Annotated in this window: 20 protein-coding genes; 6 read left to right on the plus strand and 14 right to left on the minus strand. The window is 71.9% G+C overall.

The window, feature by feature from the left end; genetic code table 11:
- Window positions 1-180: 180 nt before the first annotated feature.
- The 5 genes from J5Y10_RS20165 to J5Y10_RS20185 all read right to left on the minus strand — a co-directional run bounded on the left by J5Y10_RS20165 (window position 181) and on the right by J5Y10_RS20185 (window position 7,805).
- Window positions 181-3,048 (minus strand): ATP-binding protein, encoded by a 2,868-nt coding sequence (locus J5Y10_RS20165; protein ID WP_209375903.1) that lies wholly within the window; start codon window positions 3,046-3,048, stop codon window positions 181-183.
- Between the two features lie 8 nt (window positions 3,049-3,056).
- Window positions 3,057-4,310, minus strand: a complete 1,254-nt coding sequence (locus J5Y10_RS20170; protein WP_209375904.1) for an MFS transporter — start codon at window positions 4,308-4,310, stop codon at window positions 3,057-3,059.
- Between the two features lie 309 nt (window positions 4,311-4,619).
- Window positions 4,620-5,144, minus strand: coding sequence for a fasciclin domain-containing protein (locus tag J5Y10_RS20175; protein WP_209375905.1), 525 nt, complete (start codon window positions 5,142-5,144; stop codon window positions 4,620-4,622).
- 269 nt (window positions 5,145-5,413) lie between these two features.
- The gene (tetH, locus tag J5Y10_RS20180) at window positions 5,414-6,175 is read right to left on the minus strand and encodes a thiosulfate dehydrogenase (RefSeq protein ID WP_209375906.1); all 762 of its coding nucleotides are present in this window, start codon (window positions 6,173-6,175) and stop codon (window positions 5,414-5,416) included.
- 10 nt (window positions 6,176-6,185) lie between these two features.
- Entirely contained in the window at window positions 6,186-7,805 is a 1,620-nt protein-coding gene (locus J5Y10_RS20185) for a serine hydrolase (protein WP_209375907.1), read from the minus strand.
- Window positions 7,806-8,018: 213 nt separating this feature from the next.
- On the opposite strand from J5Y10_RS20185, the gene J5Y10_RS20190 reads away from it, so the two are divergent.
- The 6 genes from J5Y10_RS20190 to J5Y10_RS20215 all read left to right on the plus strand — a co-directional run bounded on the left by J5Y10_RS20190 (window position 8,019) and on the right by J5Y10_RS20215 (window position 13,113).
- The gene (locus J5Y10_RS20190; RefSeq protein WP_209375908.1) at window positions 8,019-8,417 is read left to right on the plus strand and encodes a tautomerase family protein; all 399 of its coding nucleotides are present in this window, start codon (window positions 8,019-8,021) and stop codon (window positions 8,415-8,417) included.
- 82 nt (window positions 8,418-8,499) lie between these two features.
- Window positions 8,500-9,219: a hypothetical protein gene (locus J5Y10_RS20195; protein WP_209375909.1), complete on the plus strand. Its 720-nt coding sequence runs from the start codon at window positions 8,500-8,502 to the stop codon at window positions 9,217-9,219.
- Window positions 9,220-9,322: 103 nt separating this feature from the next.
- Window positions 9,323-10,051 carry a cysteine hydrolase family protein gene (locus J5Y10_RS20200; protein WP_209375910.1) on the plus strand — a complete coding sequence of 243 codons (729 nt, stop codon included), beginning with the start codon at window positions 9,323-9,325 and terminating at the stop codon, window positions 10,049-10,051.
- 7 nt (window positions 10,052-10,058) lie between these two features.
- The gene (tehA, locus tag J5Y10_RS20205; protein WP_209375911.1) at window positions 10,059-11,063 is read left to right on the plus strand and encodes a dicarboxylate transporter/tellurite-resistance protein TehA; all 1,005 of its coding nucleotides are present in this window, start codon (window positions 10,059-10,061) and stop codon (window positions 11,061-11,063) included.
- Between the two features lie 232 nt (window positions 11,064-11,295).
- Window positions 11,296-12,123, plus strand: coding sequence for an alpha/beta fold hydrolase (locus J5Y10_RS20210; RefSeq protein WP_209375962.1), 828 nt, complete (start codon window positions 11,296-11,298; stop codon window positions 12,121-12,123).
- A 108-nt stretch (window positions 12,124-12,231) separates the two neighbouring features.
- Window positions 12,232-13,113, plus strand: a complete 882-nt coding sequence (locus tag J5Y10_RS20215; RefSeq protein ID WP_209375912.1) for a LysR substrate-binding domain-containing protein — start codon at window positions 12,232-12,234, stop codon at window positions 13,111-13,113.
- Between the two features lie 19 nt (window positions 13,114-13,132).
- Here the strand turns inward: J5Y10_RS20215 and J5Y10_RS20220 are convergent, their stop codons facing one another.
- The 9 genes from J5Y10_RS20220 to J5Y10_RS20260 all read right to left on the minus strand — a co-directional run bounded on the left by J5Y10_RS20220 (window position 13,133) and on the right by J5Y10_RS20260 (window position 19,736).
- Window positions 13,133-14,095 carry a DMT family transporter gene (locus J5Y10_RS20220; protein ID WP_209375913.1) on the minus strand — a complete coding sequence of 321 codons (963 nt, stop codon included), beginning with the start codon at window positions 14,093-14,095 and terminating at the stop codon, window positions 13,133-13,135.
- Window positions 14,096-14,214: 119 nt separating this feature from the next.
- Complete coding sequence (locus tag J5Y10_RS20225; RefSeq protein ID WP_209375914.1) at window positions 14,215-14,751, minus strand: ester cyclase; 537 nt, start codon at window positions 14,749-14,751, stop codon at window positions 14,215-14,217.
- A gap of 25 nt (window positions 14,752-14,776) precedes the next feature.
- Window positions 14,777-15,202, minus strand: a complete 426-nt coding sequence (locus J5Y10_RS20230) for a cupin domain-containing protein (RefSeq protein ID WP_209375915.1) — start codon at window positions 15,200-15,202, stop codon at window positions 14,777-14,779.
- Between the two features lie 27 nt (window positions 15,203-15,229).
- Complete coding sequence (locus J5Y10_RS20235; protein ID WP_209375916.1) at window positions 15,230-15,760, minus strand: cupin domain-containing protein; 531 nt, start codon at window positions 15,758-15,760, stop codon at window positions 15,230-15,232.
- Window positions 15,761-15,810: 50 nt separating this feature from the next.
- Entirely contained in the window at window positions 15,811-16,998 is a 1,188-nt protein-coding gene (locus tag J5Y10_RS20240; RefSeq protein WP_209375917.1) for an L-dopachrome tautomerase-related protein, read from the minus strand.
- 146 nt (window positions 16,999-17,144) lie between these two features.
- Window positions 17,145-18,143 carry an L-dopachrome tautomerase-related protein gene (locus tag J5Y10_RS20245; RefSeq protein WP_209375918.1) on the minus strand — a complete coding sequence of 333 codons (999 nt, stop codon included), beginning with the start codon at window positions 18,141-18,143 and terminating at the stop codon, window positions 17,145-17,147.
- Between the two features lie 257 nt (window positions 18,144-18,400).
- Window positions 18,401-18,844 carry a c-type cytochrome gene (locus J5Y10_RS20250; protein WP_209375919.1) on the minus strand — a complete coding sequence of 148 codons (444 nt, stop codon included), beginning with the start codon at window positions 18,842-18,844 and terminating at the stop codon, window positions 18,401-18,403.
- Between the two features lie 10 nt (window positions 18,845-18,854).
- Window positions 18,855-19,328 (minus strand): GlcG/HbpS family heme-binding protein, encoded by a 474-nt coding sequence (locus J5Y10_RS20255; RefSeq protein ID WP_209375920.1) that lies wholly within the window; start codon window positions 19,326-19,328, stop codon window positions 18,855-18,857.
- Window positions 19,329-19,367: 39 nt separating this feature from the next.
- A complete protein-coding gene (locus tag J5Y10_RS20260; RefSeq protein WP_209375921.1) occupies window positions 19,368-19,736 on the minus strand; it encodes a DUF983 domain-containing protein in 369 nt (122 codons plus the stop codon).
- Window positions 19,737-19,824 lie beyond the last annotated feature (88 nt).

Raw genomic sequence — 19,824 nt, forward strand, 5'->3', positions numbered from 1 at the left:
GCCGGGCCGCGTGGGAGAATGCACGGCCCGGGCAGGAGGGCAACGCGCCAGCAGCACGCCCCAACCCGGGCGAGGCCGGGGCGGGGCGCCGCCGCCGGAGCCGGCAGCCTGCGCGGGACGCCCGGCGGGGGCTTGCAGGACTGCCCGGCGGCGCGGCGGGACGATCCGCCAATCCGGTGCTCAACCTTCCAGCACGCGCCCGGCCTCCCGTAGGTCGGGCGTGTCGAAGCCCTCCTCGAAACGGCCATGGACCTCGTGCAGCGCCTCCAGGCCGCGCGCCCGGGCCGCGGCGTCGGCCGGCAGCCGCGCCATGCTCGTCAGGATCCGCAGCTCGTAGGCCAGCGCGCCGTTGCCGCGGGCGTGGGCCAGCGCCTCGTCCAACCCGGCCACCAGGCGCGCGGTGTCGCCATCGCCATTCCACGCGTAGAGGGCGCGGAGGTGCAGCAGGTGCGGCAGGTTCACCAGCTCCGCCGTCTCCTGGGAGCGAAAGATCGCCGCCTCCACCTCCGCCAGCGCCGCCCCGTGCCGCCCGGCCGCCGCATAGGCCTCGGAGAGGTGAATCATCAGCACCACCTCCAGCAGGCGGCTGTTGATGCCGCGCAGAGCGGACAGGCTTCCTTCCAGCAGGGGGATGCCCTCCGCCGGCCGGCCGCGATGGGTGAGGACCGCGCCGCGATGCGCCTGCCCGACGAGACGGGAGGGGGAGAGGCCGCCGCGCGCGGTGCACTCCTCCAGCCGCGCCAGCCGGCGTTCCGCCACCACCACCTCGCCGGTCCAGAGGGCGATCGGCAGGGTCCACATCAGCGCGACGGCGAGGGTGACGGGATCGCCCAGCGCCTCCGTCTCCTCCACGTTGCAGGCCGCCACCTCCCGTGCCTGATCCGCCATGCCCTGCATCCACAGGGCGCGGGCCAGGGCGTTGGCGGCGTTCACCCGCTGGTCCACGCCGATGCGCAGCACGTCCACCGGCCGCTTGCGGGGCAGCGTCGCCATCGCGCGCACGAGGTGGCGGCGCGTCTCCGGCAGGTTCCCCGCAAAGTAGTGGGACACGCCCATCATCCAGTCCGATCCGCCGTAATTCGGCAGGGTGATGCTCCGGGTCAGCGCCTCGGCTCGGCGCGCCGTGTCGAACATCGCGCGGAAATGCCCGCCGCGCAGGTGGTAGGTGAAAAGGCCGTCCAGAATGCGGGCCTGGTGGGCCACCGCGCCCAGCTTCTCCGCCAGCCCCAGCGCGCGCTCCAGCGCCAGCCGGACCTCCTCCAGATTGCCGCGGGTGAAGAGGAGGGGCATGGCGAAGCCCGTGCGCAGCTCCATCTCTCGCACCGTGCCGCGCTCCTCATTCGGCAGGCGCTCCAGGGCGAGGCCGGTCCAGCGGACGCACTCGGCCAGGAGCGACAGATCGATGAAGAGAAAGGCCGCCGCGACCGAGAGCGGCATGCCGATGGAGAGGTCCCCCTCCGGCGAGAAGGCCCAGGCCAGGGCGGCGCGGATGTTGTCCAGGTCCGGCCGGAAGGGTAGCAGCGTCTCGGCCGGGCGTTCCCGCAGGAAGCGCTGCAGCACGTTCAGGAAGTGCAGGGCATGGCGCCGCGCGAAGACGCCGCGCTCCCCTTTCTCCGCCAGGCGTTCCAGCGCGTAGACGCGCGTGGTCTCCAGCAGCGCGTAGCGCACGTTGCCTGAGGCGGTGTCGGCCGAGACGAGTGAGGCGAGGACGAGGCGGGCGAGGTGGTCGGTGAAGTCGTCCGGGGGGATGTCGTCGCCGCAGACCACGGCCTCCGCCGCGTCCAGCGTGGAGGAACCGGCGAAGAGGCTCAGGCGGCGCAGCACCACCTTCTCCTCCTCGGTGAGGAGGTCGTAGCTCCAGTCCAGCGCCAGGCGCAGAGTCTGCTGGCGCGGCAGGGCCGTGCGGCGGCCGCGGCTGAGCAGCTGGAAGCGCTGGTCCAGCCCCGCCGCCAGCCCCTTCACGCCGAAGGAATCGATCCGCCCCGCCGCCAGCTCGATCGCGAGCGCCAGCCCGTCCAGCCGGCGGCAGATCTCGGCCACCACCGGGGCGTTCCCGTCGGTCAGCACGAAGCCGGCGGCGCCGGCGGCGGCGCGCTCCACGAAGAGGGCGGCGGCGGGGTAGGTCGCGACCTCCGCCGCCGTCCGGTCCCCGCCCTCCGGCGGGCAGGGAAGGGGCGGCAGGCGATGCACGCGCTCCGCCCGGATGCAGAGGGGCTCCCGCGTCGTCGCCAGAATGCAGGCCCGCGGGGCGCGCTCGTGGATTGCCTCCGCGAGCGTCGCTACCCCGTCCAGCACGTGCTCGCAATTGTCGAGGACCAGGAGGACGGGCGCATCCTGCAGCGCGGCGAGGATGTTGCCGGTCTCGTCCTCGGACCGGATGGGCAGGTTCAGGGCGGTAGCGACCGCGCTCTGCACCATGCGCTCCTCGCGCAGCGGGGCGAGGTCCACGAAGGCGACAGCACCGGGGAAGCGGTCGGCCAGCGCGGCCGCGACGGCGAGGGCGGCGGTGGTCTTGCCGATGCCGCCCGGCCCGACGACGGAGATCAGCCGGTGCCCGAGCAGCGCCTCCGCGAGTTCCGCGACCTGCTCCGCCCGGCCGAGCACGGCGGTGCGGCGCTGGGGCGGCGGGCGCAGCCCGGTGGAGGACGCGACGGGCTTGGGGCGGGGCGGCTCCGCGGTCTGCGGTGCCGCCCCGCCCTGCCCGACCAGGGCCACGAAGCTGTAACCGCGCCCAGGGATGTTGACGACGTAGCGCTGGGTCTCGCTGTCACCCAGCGCCTTGCGAAGGGCGTGGATGTGGACGCGAAGGTTCTCCTCCTCCACGTGCACGCTGCCCCAGGCGCGCTCCAGCAGCTCCTCCTTGCCGACGACTTCGCCCGCGCGCTCCACCAGCAGGAGAAGGAGGCCGAAGGCGCGGTTGCCGAGGGGAACCGCCCTTCCTTCTCGGAAGAGGCGCCTCGCGGCGGGGTCGAGGCGGAAGGGGCCGAAGCCGATTGCCTGCGGTGCCGCGGCGCCGGCCTCTCCCGCCGTGTCGAGGCGTTGCTGCATCCCGGCGCCTACCTAGCGTAGCGATGGGTGTCCGTCACCTCCGCCAGGGGCTGCTCTGCCGTGCCGGAGAAGCGCGGCAGCCGGGCCATGATCGCGGCAGCGGCCAGCAGCAGCGCGGTCACGCCCCAGATCACCGCGGCGTAGTTGCCGCTGCGATCGAAGCTCATACCCGCCAGGAAGGGACCCACGGCGCCGCCCAGGACGAAAAGGGCGTAGAGGATGCCGTAGTTGGTGGCGTAGCGCGACATACCGAAGTAGCGGGCCGTCAGGAAGGCCATGAAGTCCACCTCCGCACCCAGGGAGAGGCCGATGGCGAGGGCGGCCACGGGCGCCAGTCCGACGCCGCCCACCGCCAGCAGGAGGCAGCCCGCTGCGGCGCCGGCGAAGAACAGCGCTGCTACCAGCGGCGCGAAGAAGCGGTCGACGAGGTAACCCGCCGCGAGCCGGCCCACGAGCACGCCGACGCCGACCAGCGAAGCGATGCGCGCCGCCCCCATCGCGTCCAGCCCCGCGTCGCGCAGCAGCGGCACCATGTGGACGATCAGGGCCGAAACGGCGACCGCGACGGCGGCGAAGGCGAGCACCATGGCCCAGTAGGTGCCGCGGCCCAGCGCCGTGGCCGCCGCGGCCCCGCCCCTCGCGCCCGCCGCGGCCCGGTGCCGAGGAAAGGCGAGGAGGACGAAGGGCCAGGGCAGCAGCGCCAGCACCGCCAGGGTTAGATAGCCCGTCCGCCAGCCGTAGGTGCCGTTGATCGAAGAGAGCAGGACCGGCAGCAACATGGCGGCGACGCCAATGCCGGCCAGCGAGATGCCGAGCGCCGTCCCCCGTGCCCGGCGGAAGGCCGCGTTCACCGCTCGGGTATAGTTCACGGGCGTCGCGCCCGCGCCCAGCAGCCCCATGAGGCCGAAGGCGAGCTGGAAGTGGAGCAGCGAGCCCTGGAAGGCGCCGAGAAGCAGGAGGCCCACCGCGAAGAGCGGGATCGCGAGGAGCGACACGCGACGCACCCCGAAACGGTCCGCCAGCACCCCCAGCAGCGGCGCCGCTACGGCGAGCACGAGGGTGGTGTAGAGGTAAGAGGTGGTGATCGCGCCCCGGCCCCAGCCGAACTCGGCCTGCAGCGGACCGATGAAGGTTCCCAGGGTGTAGAAGGGCAGCACGCTGACCCCTGTGGCGGAGCCGAGCGTCGCGGCCAGCAGCACCGGCCAGCCCCGGCGAAACTCTGCCAGGGCGGAGGGGGCGTTCTCTCCCGTCGTGGCGTCCATCGTCGGCGGCTCCTGATGCCTGGCTGCGCTGCGCGGCACCGCCAGGGACCCCGCCCCCCGGGGCTCGCACCGGACACGGGGTGCCCGCAGCCTCGGCCGGTGGATCATGCCCGTCTTGTCCGGATGTGCCCTCCGGACGCCTCGGCGCTTCAGCCATGGTCACAGGAAATGAAGCGGCCCCGCACCGGCCGGGGAGAGGGGGGCCGGGCGGGGCCGACGCACGCCATCCCGCCGTGGGGGGCGGCATGAAGGCTGGGATGGCGGTGCGAGCGGTCCGGGGCCTCCGCGCCCCGGGGTGGTCTCGTCGGCCTAGCGGTTGCGCGCGACGTAGGCGACGCCCTGGACCAGCCCGTTGTTGCAGGGCTGGTCGGCGCTGACCACGGCCATGTCGTACCCGCCGATGCGCAGGACCGGCCGGCCCTCGCTGCTGCCCACCACCTGCACGGTCGCCTCGTCGAGGGTGTAGAACTCCTGCCCCGGCTTCATCTCGGCAACGGGGTGGCGCCCTTCTAAGACCAGCTGGTCCATCACCGGGCCCACGCCGCGCACGTCACCGATCTCGGGCCCGAGCGGCAGGAAGAGGTTGCGCACCGCCGGCGGCACCTTCTCCACCTCGGCGTTGTCCAGCGCGAAGATGGTGATCGGCTGGTTTTGGGTGAAGCGCGCCGTGCCGCCGACGCGCTCGATCGCGTCAAAGAAGGAGCGGTAGTTCGGGTTCGCCTCGAGCGCGTTCACGCAGCTGTGCAGGCGCGGCGATGCCGCGTCCACCGGCACGGCGGAGGAGAGGAGGACGCCCGCGACGGTGGCGAGGGCGAGAGTGCGAAGAGCGTTCATGCTAAGGACCCTTTCCTGCTGTTGATTTCATCCGGCGAGTTCGAAGGGGGGCGCGGACGAGGGGTGTTGTAGGCCGCCGGAGCGAGCTTCTCTTGGAGGGACGGACCCTGGTTGTCCGGTTGCGTTGCGCCGTGACTTGAAAGGCTGAATTGAATCGTCACGGTGGTCTCGGGAGGCTCTGTGAGCAGGGCAGCCAGATCGAGATCCGCTTCCCGCGCGAACGCGGGAGGCGGAGCCGTCCAAAGATGCGGAGTGGTCCTGATGAGAGATCAAGAGGCCTTGGCGTAGGTGAAGCCGGCCCGCTGCACCTCGGCCAGATAGGCAACGACGCTTGGCACGAGCACGGTGCCGGAGACGAGATTGTTCGTGAGTTCGGCCGCGATGGCATCGGCCGCTCCTGCCTCCGCTCCCCGCGCGGCGCGGATACCCCGGGCGATAGCATGGATCGAGTCATGACAGGCCACGAACACGGCGCCGCGCCGTTGCAGCGAGACGATGTTGTTGTTTCCCGGTCCGTAGAAGCCGTCCAGACTCTGGAGATCGTCCTCCGGCGAAGCGCCGGGCCGCTCAACGATCATCTCGTTGCGCGAGAGGCTGCCACGGGTGTTCGCGGCCAGCCCGTACTTGTCCCACATCACCTGGCTGAACAGCGCCAGGTGCGCGGTGCCGTGCACGGCGGCCACCGCCAGGAAGTCGGGATGGCTGTGCGCGAAGACTTGGCCGTTGAGGGCTTCGCGCATGAGGTTCGGCCAGGCTGCGGCAATGTCGCTGCACTCCCACACCTGCTTCGGCCCGCCGGGATAGTCCAGCAGAATCGCCGAGGCCTCGTGGTCCCAGAGGTCCGGCCGGTCCACCACGAGGGGAACGGCCGCGAAGCCGCGCCGACGCGGTGCGGCGGCGAGACGGCGCGAGAGCGCGGCGAGCGCGGCGAGCGCCGGGCCGCCCGACCCGGCCCTGGCGGCCGGGGCTCCCGCCGACAGGGCCGCCGCACCGCCAATCCCGAGCAGGGCCAGGCGTCGTGACAGGTTCATCGCTGCCCCCTCAGTAGGAGTAGACGTTGGCGGCGTGGTCGACGACCGCCTCCATCGCCTTGCCCATCGCGGCCACGGTGGCGGGATCGTTGATCCCGTAGCGGCCGGCCAGGGCCTCCAGCTCCGGGTAGCCGATCCAGGTGCGCCCCATTGCGTCCTCCCACACCAGCACGCGCAGCGGGAGGTCCAGGCCCACTGTCTGGTCGTCCTGCATCAGCCGCGTGCCGATCCGGGGATTGCCGAAGGTGATAACGGTGGTCGGCCGCAGCGTCTCGCCCACGCCGCGCGCATTGGCGGCGTGGTCGACTGTGGCAAAGACCGGGACGTTGCCGGCGGCGAGCCCGGCCTGGATCCGCGCGACCGTCTCGGCCGCACCGAACTTGCTCTCCTGCGCGACGAGGCCCCGGTTGGCGACCGCCGGGCCGAGGTCGTCCTTGTAGGCGGCCGCGATCTGGCGCGCGAGCACCGTCAGGTCCACGCCCTCCTTGTTCGTCAGCAGGGTCACGCAGACCAGCTCGGCCGATTCCGTGAAGCGGCTGAGGTAGGAGCTGAAGCCCGGGGAATTGCCCTTCACCTCCATAAAGCCGGGGTGGTGCGTGAACTCCCAGCCCGCCATGGCCGGCACCACCGTGCCGTTGGCCAGCTGCGTGGGCTTGTAGATCACGTCGCGGTTCGCCGCCTCCCGGATCAAGGTGGAGCCGGCCAGGCCGATGTCCCACTTGCTGATGTCCTCGGCCGACGACCAGAGATCGCCGAAGCCGAACAGGTTGGCGGAGCTCTCCGGCGTCACAGCGACCATGCGCCCGTTCACGAGCTGGTAGCCGGTAGCCGGTTCCACCGGGTTGATGAAGCGCACATCCGACTTGAAGCGGGAGTGCTGGTTGTCGTGCGCGGGCGTCGGCACCGGCCGGTCCACTGCCGCACGCTCCGCAAAGTCGGCGGCGTACATCGTCGCCGTCAGACCCTCCACCTCGATCTGGTTCTTGCGGACGAACTCGTGATAGCTCATGCCGCTGGCATGCTCGACGGCCATGGCGAGAAGCGTGGAGTTCGTCGCGCTCAGCCGCGCCTCGGTGCCGTGCTCGAACAGCATCGGCTTCGCGGCGACGAGCCCGATGAGGTCGCGCGGCGCGTAGCGGCGGCCGGCCTCCATCGCCTCGCGGTAGTCGGGAATGCCGGAGGCGTTCTGCAGCAGCTCCATCACCGTCACCCCGCGCCAAGTGACCGGAAGTCCGTCCACGAACTTGCCGATCGGGTCCTCGAGCCGGAGCGCGCCGCGCTCCTTCAGCTGCATCACAGCGACGGCGGTGAAGGCCTGGGTGATCGGCCCGACGTTCCACAGCGTGCGGGTGGAGGCGAGCTCGTCGTGGTCGAGGCTGGTCCTGCCGTAGCCGGCGGAGCGCGGGATGTAAGGCGCCTGGACGATGGCCATGGTCAGCCCGGGAAGACCGTGTTTCGTGATGAAGTCGGCGATCAGTTGGTCGATGTAGACGCCACGGTCCTGAAGCCGCGCGTCGCCGCGCACGATCGGGATGCCGGAGGTCTGCGGTGCCTGCGCGAAGGCCGATCCGATCGGCGAGAGGGCGGTGGTGGCGAGGGCCAGCGTGAGCACGGCTCGGGCGATCTTCATGGCGGTTTCTCTCTTCGGGGGGAACGAGACGCGTTCGGGTGGGCGCCGCGTGCCCCCAAGCTGGCGATCCAGCGCCGCGATCGCTTGAACCGCAGTCCGTCAACGCTCGCGCGCGTCGGTTGGGTCACGTTCCGACAAGTCGGCCTGCACAGGGCGGATTTCTGTCCGTCGCGAGAGCCTTCCGCGAGCGCGGCAGGGCAGGAGGATCGCGGAATGCCGTTCATCAACATCCGGTGCGCCGGGACAGCCCTGACGGGCACGCAGACCGCGCGGTTGCAGGAGGAGGCCAGGCGGATCCTGGCGGAGACCATGCGCAAGCGAGCGGACTGGATCATCGTCCTTGTCGAGGAAACCTCGCGGCGGGGCTGGAGCATCGTGGGGCAGCCGGGCGGCATCGCGGCCCATGTACGGACGACGGTCAACGCGGGCGGCAGCACGGCGGAGGAGAAGGCACGCTACGTCGCCGCGACCTACGCGATGCTGGGCGAGGTGCTGGGCCGCGATCTCGGCGAGATGGCCTATGTCGAGATCCTGGAGCTGGACGGCGATGCCTGGGGCTTCGGTGGCCTGACCAACGCCGACCGCGCGGCGATGCAGCGTGTGTCGCATTGAGCCCACCGCCGCGACCCATGGCGCCAAGCCGGGGAGGCGTCCGGCGTCCATCCTTCCGGCACGCAACCCCGGGAGATTTGGCATGGACCCACTGGCGCAGCGCGTGATCGACGCGCATGGCGGGCTGGAGCGCTGGAAGGCGTTCAGCACCGTATCGGCCGACCTCGTGCAGGGCGGCGCCCTCTGGGCGATCAAGGGCCACTCGCGCACGCTGGAGCGCACCCGCGTCACCGCCGGGCTGCGGGAGGAGTGGGCGGGCCACGCGCCCTTCGGAGGGAACGGGCGCCGGAGCCGGTTCGAGCCGGGCCGGGTCGCGCTGGAGGCGGCGGACGGCACCGTGCTGGAGGAGCTGCGGGAGCCTCGGCGCAGCTTTGCCGGGCATGATCTGATGACGCCCTGGACGGAGCTGCAACTGGCCTATTTCGCGGGATGCGCGATGTGGACCTACCTCAACACCCCTTTTCTCCTGGCCTGGCCGGGGGTGGAGAGCGAGGAGGTGGAGCCTTGGGAGGAGGACGGCGCGGCATGGCGGCGGCTGCGTCTTCGCTTCCCGCCCGGCATCGCGACGCACAGCATGATCCAGACTCTCTACGTCGACAACGAGGGCCTTCTTCGCCGGCACGACTACGACGTAGAGATCGCCGGGGGAACGCCGGGCGCCCATTACATCAGCGCCTACACGCAGGTGTCGGGCATCACCTTCCCGACAAGGCGCCGCATCTTTCCGCGCGGGGAGGACGGGCGGGCAGCGCCGGAGCCGCTGGTCGTCTCCATCGACCTGTCGGGGATCGAGCTGCGCTGAGGCCGGAAAGGGGCGGGCGGCACAATCTCGGACAACGGTCCAAGAGGCGCCGCCCGCCGCGGGAGCAGGGTTGAAACGCCCACCCCGCATCGGAGATCCCGCCATGCAGCCGCGCAACCCCGCCTATGCCGACCCGCCGAACCCCGCCCTGCCGGTTGTCGGCATGGATCTGGACCTCAGCCGCACCGCGCTGCTGGTCACGGACCCGCAGATCGACTTCCTGAGCCCGCAGGGTGCAGCCTGGGGCGTCTTCGGCGAGAGCATCACCGAGCACCGCACGGTGGAGAACCTCGGCCGGCTCTTCGAGGCTTCCAAGCGCGCCGGTATCCCCGTGGTGATCTCGCCCCATTACTACTACCCCTTCGACCACCGCTGGAGCTTCGCCGCCACCGGCGAGACGCTGATGCACAAGCTGCGAATGTTCGACCGCCGCGATCCCCTCTCGCTGGAAGGCTTCGACGGCTCGGGCGCGGACTGGATGCCGGAGTTCAAGTCCCTCATCCAGGACGGCCAGACGATCGTCTGCTCCCCGCACAAGATCGCCGGGCCGCAGACGAACGACGTGGTCTTCCAGCTTCGCAAGAAGCGGATCGACCAGGTGATCCTCGCCGGCATGGCCGCGAACTACTGTGTGGAGTCGCACCTGCGCGACCTGGTCGAGAAGGGCTTCGAGGTCGCGGTGGTGCGCGACGCCACGGCCGCCAGCAGGATCCCGGAAGGCGACGGCTACCTTGCGGCGCTGACCAATTTCCGCTGGCTCGCCAGCGCGGTCTGGTACACGGACGAGGCGGTGGACCGGCTGGCGCAGGGCCGCGCCAGGGCCGCCGCGTGACGCCGCCATGAGATCCCTTCCCCTCGTCCCCGCCTCCTTCTTCGGCATCGTCCTCGGCCTTGTCGGGCTCGGGGGTGGATGGCGCCTAGCTCACCGGGTCTGGGGCCTACCCGCTGCCGTCGGGGAGGTGCTGCTGGCCCTCGGCACCCTCGTCTGGGCCGTTCTCGTCCTGCTCTACGCCGCGAAATGGATGCTCGCCCGCGACGCCGCGCTGGCGGAGATCGCCCACCCCGTGCAGTGCTGCTTTGCCGGGCTCTCGGGTGTGGCGACGATGCTCGTCGCCGCCGCCCTGCTCCCGCTCTCCCATGCGGCCGCCGTGGTTCTCTACGCGGCCGGCGCCGCCGTCACCCTCGCCTTCGCCCTCTGGCGCTCCGGCCAACTCTGGCACGGGGAGCGGGAGGCGGGCGCGACCACGGCGATCCTTTACCTGCCGGCGGTGGCGGGCTCCTTCGTCACCGGCACGTGCGCGGCGGCGCTGGGCTACGCGGACTGGGGGCAGCTCGCCTTCGGGGCCGGGCTCTTCTCCTGGCTGGCGATCGAATCCGTGCTGCTGCACCGGCTGTACCACGGCCCCGCCATGCCGGCGCCGCTGCGGCCGACACTCGGCATCCAGCTCGCGCCGCCAGTCGTCGGGGCAGTGTGCTACCTCTCAGTTACCTCCAGGCCGCCGGACGTGCTGGCGCACGCGCTGCTCGGCTACGGCCTGCTCCAGGCGCTGCTGCTGCTGCGGCTGCTGCCCTGGATCCGGGAACAGCCCTTCACCCCCGCCTACTGGGCCTTCAGCTTCGGCGTCACGGCCCTGGCCAATGCCGCGCTCATCATGGTCGGGCGCGGCGACGGCAGCGCGGTCGCCACGCTGGCGCCGCTGCTCTTCCTCGGCTCCAACGTCGCCATTGGGCTGCTGGCGGCCGGCACGCTGGCCCTGCTGTTCCGGGGCGGCTTGAAGCTGGAGCGGAGACCGCTGGCGACACCGTTCCCGGCGGATGGCGGCACGCCCCCGGCCCGGCCGTAGCGGCCGATCCGTCCAAGACGGGCGCGCCCGGACAAGGCATGACACGCCGGGCCGCAGGACGGCACCGCGCAGGAGAAGCGACATGAACGAGAAGGACGAGAGGCCCGCCGGGATCACCCGGCGTGACGCGATCCTGGCCGGGGCCGCCATGGCCGCTGTTCCCGGCGCGGCGCTGGCACAGACAGGGCGCCACCAAGCCAATCCCACCCCCCACAGCGAAGGACGCAGGACGATGAGCTTCGTCACCACCCAGGACGGCACCCAGATCTTCTACAAGGACTGGGGCTCGGGCCAGCCGATCGTCTTCCACCATGGCTGGCCGCTGAGCGCTGACGACTGGGACGCGCAGATGCTGTTCTTTCTGTCCCAGGGCTATCGTGTGATCGCGCATGACCGCCGCGGCCACGGTCGGTCCAGCCAGTCCCCCAAGGGGCATGAGATGGACACCTACGCCGCCGACGTCGCGGCGCTGGCGGCGCATCTCAACCTCAGGGGCGCCATCCATGTCGGCCACTCCACCGGGGGCGGCGAGGTGGCGCGCTACGTGGCCCGCCACGGCGGCAACGGCCGCGTGGCCAAGGCCGTGCTGATCGGTGCCGTGCCGCCTGTCATGGTGAAGAGCGCCTCCAACCCCGGCGGCCTGCCGATCGAGGTGTTCGACGGCATTCGCCGCGCGCTGGCCGCCAACCGCGCCCAGTTCTTCCGCGACCTTCCGTCCGGCCCCTTCTACGGCTTCAACCGCGCGGGCACCGAGACGATCCCCGGCGTGGTGGACAACTGGTGGCGGCAGGGCATGACCGGCAGCGCCCAGGCCCATTACGAGTGCATCAAGGCCTTTTCCGAGACCGACTTCACGGAGGACCTGAAGGCGATCGAGGTGCCGGTGCTGCTGATGCACGGTGAGGACGACCAGATCGTGCCGATCGACGATTCCGCCCGGATCGGGATCAAGCTGCTGCGGCACGGCACCCTCAAGACCTACCCCGGCTACCCTCACGGCATGGCAACCACCCATGCCGACGTGATCAATCCGGACCTGCTCGCCTTCATCAAGGGCTGAGAACGAGGGCGGCCTTCCCGCAGGGGGAGGCCGCCCTTCGCCGCCCGCTTGCCCTTGGGCGGCCGGGGGCATAGTTCCCCTCCCGTCCAGAGGCGGATCCCGCGGGCCATGCGCTATCCCGATCTCGAGCTCGACCTGCTCCGCGCCTTCGTCGCGGTCGCGGAGACCGGCAGCTTCACCGCGGCGGCGGAGGTGGTGGCGCGGTCGCAATCCGCCGTCAGCCAGAAGGTGCTGCGGCTGGAGGAGATCATCGGCCGCCGTGTCTTCGAGCGCACGAGCCGGTCCCTCAGCCTGACGCGGGACGGCGAGGCCCTGCTCGTGGCCGCCCGCCGCATGCTGGAGTTCAACGACGCGCTGATGCGGCAGATGCGGGAGCCGCCGCGTGTGGGCACGCTGCGGCTCGGCATCTCCGAGGATTTCGTGCCGGGCGAGTTGCCGAAGCTCCTCGCCCGCTTCGCCCGGATGCATCCCGGCGTGCGGGTGGAGTTGATGACCGGGCTGAGCTGCGAGCTGTTGGAGGCCTACGACGCCGGCCGGCTGGACGCGGTCGTCGCCAAGAAGGACGGCGCGGCCCAGCGCGGCCGCGTGATCTGGCGGGAGCCGCTGGTGTGGATGGCCGGCGCCGAGTACCGCCCGGACTTCACCCGCCCCGCGCAGCTGGTGATGCTGCGCGCCCCCTGCACCTACCGGGACACGATGATCGCGGCACTGGACACGGTGCGCCGCGAGTGGGTGGCGGTGTGCACGGCCAGCAGCCTGATGGGCGTGCAGGCCGCCGTGGCGGGCGGGCTGGGGATGACGGTGCTCGGCCGCTCCTTCGTGCAGCCGGGGATGCAGATCCTCCGGGCGCCGGAGCACTGGCCGCCCCTGCCGATGACGGAGATCACCGTGCTGGGCGAGGAGGGCGAGGTCGGGGAGCTGCTGCGCCCGCTGGTGGGCTTCCTGACGGAGAGCCTGGCGGGGGCGCCCCTGCGCGGCGCGGCGGCCTGACCGGCCTCTTCCGTGCCGGTCAGTCCTTCTGCCGGAGACTGACGAGCATCCCGCCGGCGATGCAGGCCGTGCCGATGGCCAGCGCCGCGTCCACCCGCTCCCCCAGCACCGCGACGGAGAGGGCCAGCCCGGCGAGCGGCACGCCGAGCATGGCCATGGACATGGTGGTGGCGGGCAGCCTGGTGCTGGCGGCGTTCACCGCCACGAAGCAGAAGGCGGTGGCCACCGGCCCCACGAAGGCCAGGGCCTCCCAGAAGCCGGTGGAGCCGTCCCCGGTGAACGGGCCTTCCCAGATCTGCCCGGCCAGGGCCAGGCCGGTCGCCGCCAGCAGCATCTGCCAGGGCGCCACGGCGTAGGCGGAGACGGGGTGGACGCGCAGGTGCAGGATGCACGCCGCCCAGCAGCCCGCGGCCAGCAGCAGCATGGCGTTGGCGCCGAGGACGCCCGGCACGTGCCAGGGGATGGAGAGCGGGTTCACCAGCACCACGATCCCGGCCAGCCCCAGCGCGATCCCCGCCAGGCCGCGCGGCGTCGCCTTTTCCCCGAAGAGGAGGATGGCGGCGGGCGCCACCCAGACGGGCGTGGTGTAGCTGAGGATGGCGGAACGCCCGGCGGGCAGCACCGTCATCGCCTCCATGCCGAGCGCGGTGAAGGCCGTCATCTGCAGCAGCCCAATGGAGGCGATCACCGGCAGGTCCGCGCGCCGGGGAAGGTGCAGCCGGCCCTGCGCGGCCTGCAGCAGGAAGAGGCAGGCCGCACCGGCCGCGAAGCGCAGGGCGGAGAACCAGAGCGGCGTGACATGCGCCAGCCCCACCTTCATCACCGGCCAGTTCGCCCCCCAGAGGAAGATGGCCGCGACGAGCGCCACCACGGCCCAGCGCCCCTGGCGCGCCGCGGCGGGGACGGCCGGCGCCACGACCGCCTCTCCCGCCGCGGGCGCGGGGGAGAAGCGGGTGACGGTGGGAAACGGCAGGCACGACATGGGTCTGGTCCCGATCCCGGGGTTTGTCGTCGGGTCCCAGCCACGGGCGGTGAGCCGGGGAAACGCTTAGATTGGATTGCTGCCGGCGGCGGGCCTGATGGACCGGGCGGCCACGCTAGCTACGGCTTCGGTACCAGCCCCATCTGCTGCAACAGGGTCAGGTTGTCCTCGATATGCCAGTTGTCGGTAACGAGCCCATCCGTCACGCGGATCAGGTCGGTCGCGATGAAGTCGATCGGCTGGCCCTGGCCGGCTGCGTCGCCCATGCGGCCGGTGAAGTGGCCGGTGAAGTGCATGTGCACCGTCACGTAGTCGCCGGCGATGATCATCTTCTCGACCGAGACGCGCAGGTCCGGCACCGCCCCGCGGAAGTTGCGGGAGGCGAAGGCCGGGCCTTCCGCCCCCTGCGGCCGGCCGGGCGGCAGGGTGTGGTCCGTGAAGGCGGGGGATAGGGCGGCACGCAGCACCGCCTCGTCGCCCGTGTTCCAGAAGTCGTAGAAGGCGCGCGCTGCCTTCTCCTCTCCCGTGCGCTGCGCGGCCGAGGGCGCGGCGGCGACGACCAGCTCCTTCACCGGCACGCCCTGCGCGGCGGCAGGCAGCGCGGCCGGGAGGAGAAGCCCGGCCAGGACCGGGGCGGATCTCAGCATCGATGTCATGGGACGGACCTCCTGCGGGCGAGGCTCACTGCCCCTGCTGGCGGATGAAGCTCTCCGGCGTGCCGTCCGCGGGGTTGACGAAGATGATGTCCTTCGGGTCGCGCCGCGGCGTGTCCACGGACAAGAAGACGACCGGCCGTTCCAGGATGTCCGGCAGGGCGTGCACCGTGCCGCGCCGGAAGAAGAGGAGCTGGCCGGGCCCGAACTCGTCCTGCGTGTCCGCGCTCTCCATCCAGAAGGTGCCGCGCCCCGAGAGGACGTAGAGGTACTCGTCGCAGGTCGCGTGGTAGTGCGGCGGCGTGCCGCGATAGACGCGGAAGACGCGCGCGCTCGCCGCCTCCTCCCGCGTCAGGTACCGATCCACGAGGAGCGTGTCCGCCGTCTCGGGAAAGCTCCTTGCGATGGCGGCGAGGTCGAAGCGGCCATGGGATGGCGTAGTATCGTTGGGCACGAGTGCTCTCCTGTCCGGGATGGGTGTTCAGCGCGCGTAGTAGCCCGCCGTGCCGTCCAGCCAGTCCTGGCGCTGCGGGGTGAAGATGTCGATGTCGATCGTGTCCTCGGTGAAGAGGAAATCATGCGGCACGTTGGGCGGGATGATCAGCACCGTGCCGGCCGTCATTACGAAGCGCCGGCCCTGGGAGAAGACCTCCGCCCGCCCTTCCGTGATCCAGGTGATCTGCTCGTTCGCGTGGTGGTGCAGCGGCACCACCGCGCCCTTGCGCATCGTCCACTTGCAGAAGGTGGCGCCGGCGCCGCTGAGGTACTGCCGCCCGATCAGGGGCGACATCCGCTCCATCGGCTGCTCGTCCAGCCCGAACAGCGTTGGCACGGCGCCGACATGGGCGCTGACGGCGGGCATCAGCCCGCGCCCCGGCGCGGCGGTGACGTGGTCGCCGCCAAGCTGTGGCGCGAGGATGGCCGGCGCCCCGGATGGCGGGGACTGCGCGCCCGCCGTGCCGGTCTCCGCCGCGAAGGCGATGCCGGCACCGCCGGCGGCCAGGTTCCGCATCACGCGTCTCCTCGAAGGGTTGCCGCCCAGCAGGGCCTCGTCCCGGCCGCTCACCGCAGCGCCACCGGCCCGGCCCCGATCTGGATGCGGAAGAGGAGGTAGGGCTTCGTCCGCAGGTCTCGCCCTTCGTGGAACATGGCCTGGCGCTGCAGCTGGTTGGCGGTGAAGTAGAGGTGGCCGTCGTGCGCTACGGAGAGCGTGTCCGGCCAGAGGATGCGCGGGTCGTGCGCGATGGTGCGCCACTGGCCGTCCGTGTCGCGCTGGCGGATGCTGTTGTGCTCGTAGTCGCCGGCATAGACGCGGCCCCTGTCGTCCGCCTCCAGCCCGTCCGAGGCGCCCTTCTCTCCGAGGTCCCGCACCGCCGCCGCCACGGCCTCCGGCGCCGCGCTCCGGTCGCGCAGCAGCGCCGTGGGCACGGAGAAGAGGTGGCGACTGGAGAGCGGGCAGAAGTACAGCGTCTCCCCATCCGCTGAGAGCGCGATCCCGTCGGAGGCCACGCGGAAGGGTGCGGGCGGCTTGCCAGCCTCGCGCGCGGCCATCGTCTCGCCCTCCACCATCGGTACGAAGGCCGGGTCCGGGGAGGTAGAGGGATGGCCCGTCAGGTGTCGCCACGCCTCGCCGCTGTCGAGGTCGACGATGATGATCCCGCCCGGCCCCGAGGTGGAGGAATCCGTGATGTAGGCGACCCCGGCACGGCCCTGACGAAGGTCGAAGCGCACGTCGTTGACGTAGGTGGTGGGCAGCACCACGCCTTCTGGCAGCACGATGGTGCGCACGACCCTGTCCGTCGCCAGGTCGACCGCGACGAGCTTCGCGCCGCCGGCCAGGGGCCGCGCGAAGCCGGGCGCGGCGGTGTCGAGGATCCAGAGGCGATCGGCGGGATCCACGACCACGCTCTGCACACTCAGCAGCGTCTCGCCCGGACGCGCCGGGTCGGCGCGGTTGATGGCGGCGTCCGGGTAGGGCACCACGCGGCCGTCGCGGATCTCGCCCACGGTGAAGGGCACCTCGTCACCCCATTTCGGGAAGTTCACGAAGATGCGGCCGCGCGCGGAGACGGTGACGCCGGTCGGCATCGGGCCGTTGCGGAAGGCGAAGACCGGCTCGATCGCGCCGATGCTGCGCTCCGCCGGGAAGGCCTCGGGGAGCGGCGCCTGGGCCAGCGCCGCGCCTACCCCCACCGGGGCGGCCAGGGCAAGCGCCAGGCCCGCCAGGCCCAGCCGCGTGGACATCGTCATCAGCATGACCTTTCTCGATCGCCGGGTGGCCTGGGGTGGCCGGGCGCCTCGCCCGTTCCTTGGCCGGGAAGGTGGGCGCCGGAAGGCAAGAAGGAAAACGCATAGTTCCGATACCAAGCAGATGAGTTTCTGCTGGTTCGGACCGTTCAGCCCGGCCGGTCCAGCGGCAGCCGGAAGAGCTGGACCGGCCAGCGGGTGAGCGGCCGTCCGCCATTGAACAGGGCCACCCGATCCATCTGCGGCACGGGCAGCCAGATGTTGCGCTCCGCATCGATGAAGGGCGCGTCCACCCAGTGCAGCCGCGGGTCGCGCAGGATCGTGGTCATCCGGCCATCGGCGCCGAGGCGCTTGAGCGCGTCCTCCGCCAGGTCGGTGAAGTAGAGGTCGCCGTTGCCGTCCATCGCCGTGCCGCCCACCGGCGGCAGGTCGACCCAGGGCTCCACCCCTGCGGCCAGCCTCGCCGGTGGGATAGCCGGGTCGTCCAGCAGCCTTGTCTGAATGCGTGACCACGGGCCGGTCAGCGGGCCGTAGAGCAGCCATTGCCCGTCCGGCGTCAGTTCGAGCGGGTCGGCGTTCACGCGCAGCACGCCTCCATCCGGCGCGCGCACGGGCTGACCGTCCAGCACCGCTGCGCGGCCCTCGGGCGCCATCGTGGAGGGATGGCCGTCCAGTACGCGCCGCGCGGCCCCGCTCCGAAGATCGAGCACGATCAGCCCGGGGCGGCCCGCATCGGTGAGGTACGCGGTGTCGCCGCGGAAGCGCGCGTCGTCCACGTAGCTGCCGGGCCCCGCGATCTCCGGGCCGAGCGGCACGACGCGGTCTACACGGCCACTCTCCAGCCCGATGCGCACGAGCTTGGCGCCGCCCGGCAGGGGATCGCCGCCGAAATCCGGGGAGCCGGTGTCCACGGCCCAGAGCCCGCCGCGCCCGTCCAGGTGGACGGCGTTGACGTTCACGAAGGCTCTGGCGGCTTCCTGTCCGCGCGCCCAGCCGTTCCACGTAGCATCGGGGTAGGGACGGACGGCGCCGCCTTCCAGCAGGCCCAGCGCGGGGCCCTGCGAGCCCGTCCAGCGCGGGCCGGCGACGAAGACGCGGCCCTGATCCACCGCGACCGCGTTCCAGATCATCTCGCGACTCTCAGCCACCAGAACCAGCCCTGCGGGCGTGGCCGCACTTGCAGCGGCGCCCAGGCCGCCGGCCGCTCAAGCGGCCAGGAAATGGCGTCGCGGCATCGCGCTTTCCGGCATCTCGATCATGGGCGCATACTCGCCGCGCGCCTCGGCCGAATCTTGAAGGCATGCGCCCGTTCAGGACGTTGCGCCTCTCCCCCGCGCGCGGAGGGTCCGGGTGTCGCGCCCCTTTCCACGAGGCCACCCGGTCCGGCGTGAGAGGCTGCCAGCCGCTAGGGCCCCTGGCCTGCCAGGTAGGCGATGAGGTCCGCCCGGTCCTGCGCCCTCGCGACGCCGTGGATGGTCATGCGGGTGCCCGGCGCGAAGGCCTGGGGATCGCGGAGCCAGTCGTCCAGCCGCTCCACGGTCCAGCGCCCGCCCGCGGAGAGGAGCGCGCGCGTGTAGCCGTAATGCGGGCGGTTCCCGCCGACCGGCGCGCCGAGCACTCCGTGCAGGTTCGGCCCGCTGAGGTCCGGGGCGCCCCGGCCGATCGTGTGGCAGGCGGCGCAGGCGCGGAACAGGCGGCCGCCCGCGGCGGCGCTGGCGGAAGCGGGCGCGCCCGGCGAGGGCTCCCCGCCCGGCCGGGCAGGCCCGGTGCTGGGGCCCCAGGCGAGGATACCCCCGGCAAGGCCGCCCAGCGCCGCCACGCCCAGCACGATCTTCCGGGCTCCGGTCATCCGTCCGGGATCAACGCGGCAGCGCGGCGCGGCCGGCCTCGGCGATCGCCACGTCGTGCTGCGGGGTCTCGGCCGAGACGCCGATCGCGCCCACCACCTGGCCCTCCACCACCAGCGGCAGGCCGCCGGCCATCATCACGAAGCCCGAGGTGACGGCGGCCTGGCGCCCGCCGTTGATGGCGTCCTCGAAGGCGCCGCTGGGGCGGCGGAACATGGCGGCCGTTCGCGCCTTGCCGGCCGCGATCTCGGAGGAGGCCGGGCCGGCGCCGTCCAGCCGCCCCAGCGCGAGAAGCGCGCCGCCCGCATCGCTGACGGCGATGGCGCCGCGCCAGCCTTGCTTCCGCGCCTCCGCCTCGGCGGCGGAGAGGACGCCTCGCGCGGCCTCCAGGTCCAGGACGGGCTGGCGCGGCAGGTCGGCGGCGCGGCCCGTGCCGGCGGCGAGAACGGGCAGGAGGAACAGGGCGGCGATCGGGCGGCGATGCATGGGAACACTCCGGGGAAGCGGCAGGTGGGCGGGAGGGCGCTACTGCCGGGCGGTTTCGCGCGTGACGCCGTTCGCCCAGGCGATGCCGACCACGGCGCCCTTCATGAAGGGGAGCGTGGCGAGGGTGATCGCGGTGATGAGGGGCAGCCAGATCGCGAACATGACCCAGAGAGCCGGCGACCAGGCCTTGTCCATCCAGAACACGAAGGGGACGACGAAGTGGCCGACGAGGAAGAGGGTGAGGTAGGGCGGCGCGTCGTCGGCCGGGTAGCGCGTGTTGTCGGAACCGCATGCCTCGCAGGCGCTCACGGTCAGGAAGCGCCGGAAAAGCCGCCCCTCGCCGCAGTGCGGGCAGCGCAGTCCCAGCCCGCGGCGAAGCCCGGTCGAGATCCTGGACGGTTCGGACATGGTGGTTCCCCGATCCTGCGCCGCTCCTGCCTTGCCATACAATCGGCTAGATGATACATACAATATGTGGCGCTTCTCCGCGAATATA

Origin of the sequence: Roseomonas indoligenes, from assembly GCF_017813365.1 — a bacterium.
GTDB lineage: Bacteria > Pseudomonadota > Alphaproteobacteria > Acetobacterales > Acetobacteraceae > Roseomonas > Roseomonas indoligenes.

Bases quoted from the DNA above. Each gene is read 5' to 3' on its own strand.
- J5Y10_RS20185 (WP_209375907.1), bottom strand. From the start codon at position 7,805: ATGAAGATCGCCCGAGCCGTGCTCACGCTGGCCCTCGCCACCACCGCC.
- J5Y10_RS20170 (WP_209375904.1), bottom strand. From the start codon at position 4,310: ATGGACGCCACGACGGGAGAGAACGCCCCCTCCGCCCTGGCAGAGTTT.
- J5Y10_RS20240 (WP_209375917.1), bottom strand. From the start codon at position 16,998: ATGACGATGTCCACGCGGCTGGGCCTGGCGGGCCTGGCGCTTGCCCTG.
- J5Y10_RS20200 (WP_209375910.1), top strand. From the start codon at position 9,323: ATGCAGCCGCGCAACCCCGCCTATGCCGACCCGCCGAACCCCGCCCTG.
- J5Y10_RS20260 (WP_209375921.1), bottom strand. From the start codon at position 19,736: ATGTCCGAACCGTCCAGGATCTCGACCGGGCTTCGCCGCGGGCTGGGA.
- J5Y10_RS20225 (WP_209375914.1), bottom strand. From the start codon at position 14,751: ATGACATCGATGCTGAGATCCGCCCCGGTCCTGGCCGGGCTTCTCCTC.
- tehA (WP_209375911.1), top strand. From the start codon at position 10,059: ATGAGATCCCTTCCCCTCGTCCCCGCCTCCTTCTTCGGCATCGTCCTC.
- J5Y10_RS20215 (WP_209375912.1), top strand. From the start codon at position 12,232: ATGCGCTATCCCGATCTCGAGCTCGACCTGCTCCGCGCCTTCGTCGCG.
- J5Y10_RS20195 (WP_209375909.1), top strand. From the start codon at position 8,500: ATGGACCCACTGGCGCAGCGCGTGATCGACGCGCATGGCGGGCTGGAG.
- tetH (WP_209375906.1), bottom strand. From the start codon at position 6,175: ATGAACCTGTCACGACGCCTGGCCCTGCTCGGGATTGGCGGTGCGGCG.
- J5Y10_RS20175 (WP_209375905.1), bottom strand. From the start codon at position 5,144: ATGAACGCTCTTCGCACTCTCGCCCTCGCCACCGTCGCGGGCGTCCTC.
- J5Y10_RS20190 (WP_209375908.1), top strand. From the start codon at position 8,019: ATGCCGTTCATCAACATCCGGTGCGCCGGGACAGCCCTGACGGGCACG.
- J5Y10_RS20255 (WP_209375920.1), bottom strand. From the start codon at position 19,328: ATGCATCGCCGCCCGATCGCCGCCCTGTTCCTCCTGCCCGTTCTCGCC.
- J5Y10_RS20250 (WP_209375919.1), bottom strand. From the start codon at position 18,844: ATGACCGGAGCCCGGAAGATCGTGCTGGGCGTGGCGGCGCTGGGCGGC.
- J5Y10_RS20235 (WP_209375916.1), bottom strand. From the start codon at position 15,760: ATGCGGAACCTGGCCGCCGGCGGTGCCGGCATCGCCTTCGCGGCGGAG.
- J5Y10_RS20210 (WP_209375962.1), top strand. From the start codon at position 11,296: ATGAGCTTCGTCACCACCCAGGACGGCACCCAGATCTTCTACAAGGAC.
- J5Y10_RS20165 (WP_209375903.1), bottom strand. From the start codon at position 3,048: ATGCAGCAACGCCTCGACACGGCGGGAGAGGCCGGCGCCGCGGCACCG.
- J5Y10_RS20220 (WP_209375913.1), bottom strand. From the start codon at position 14,095: ATGTCGTGCCTGCCGTTTCCCACCGTCACCCGCTTCTCCCCCGCGCCC.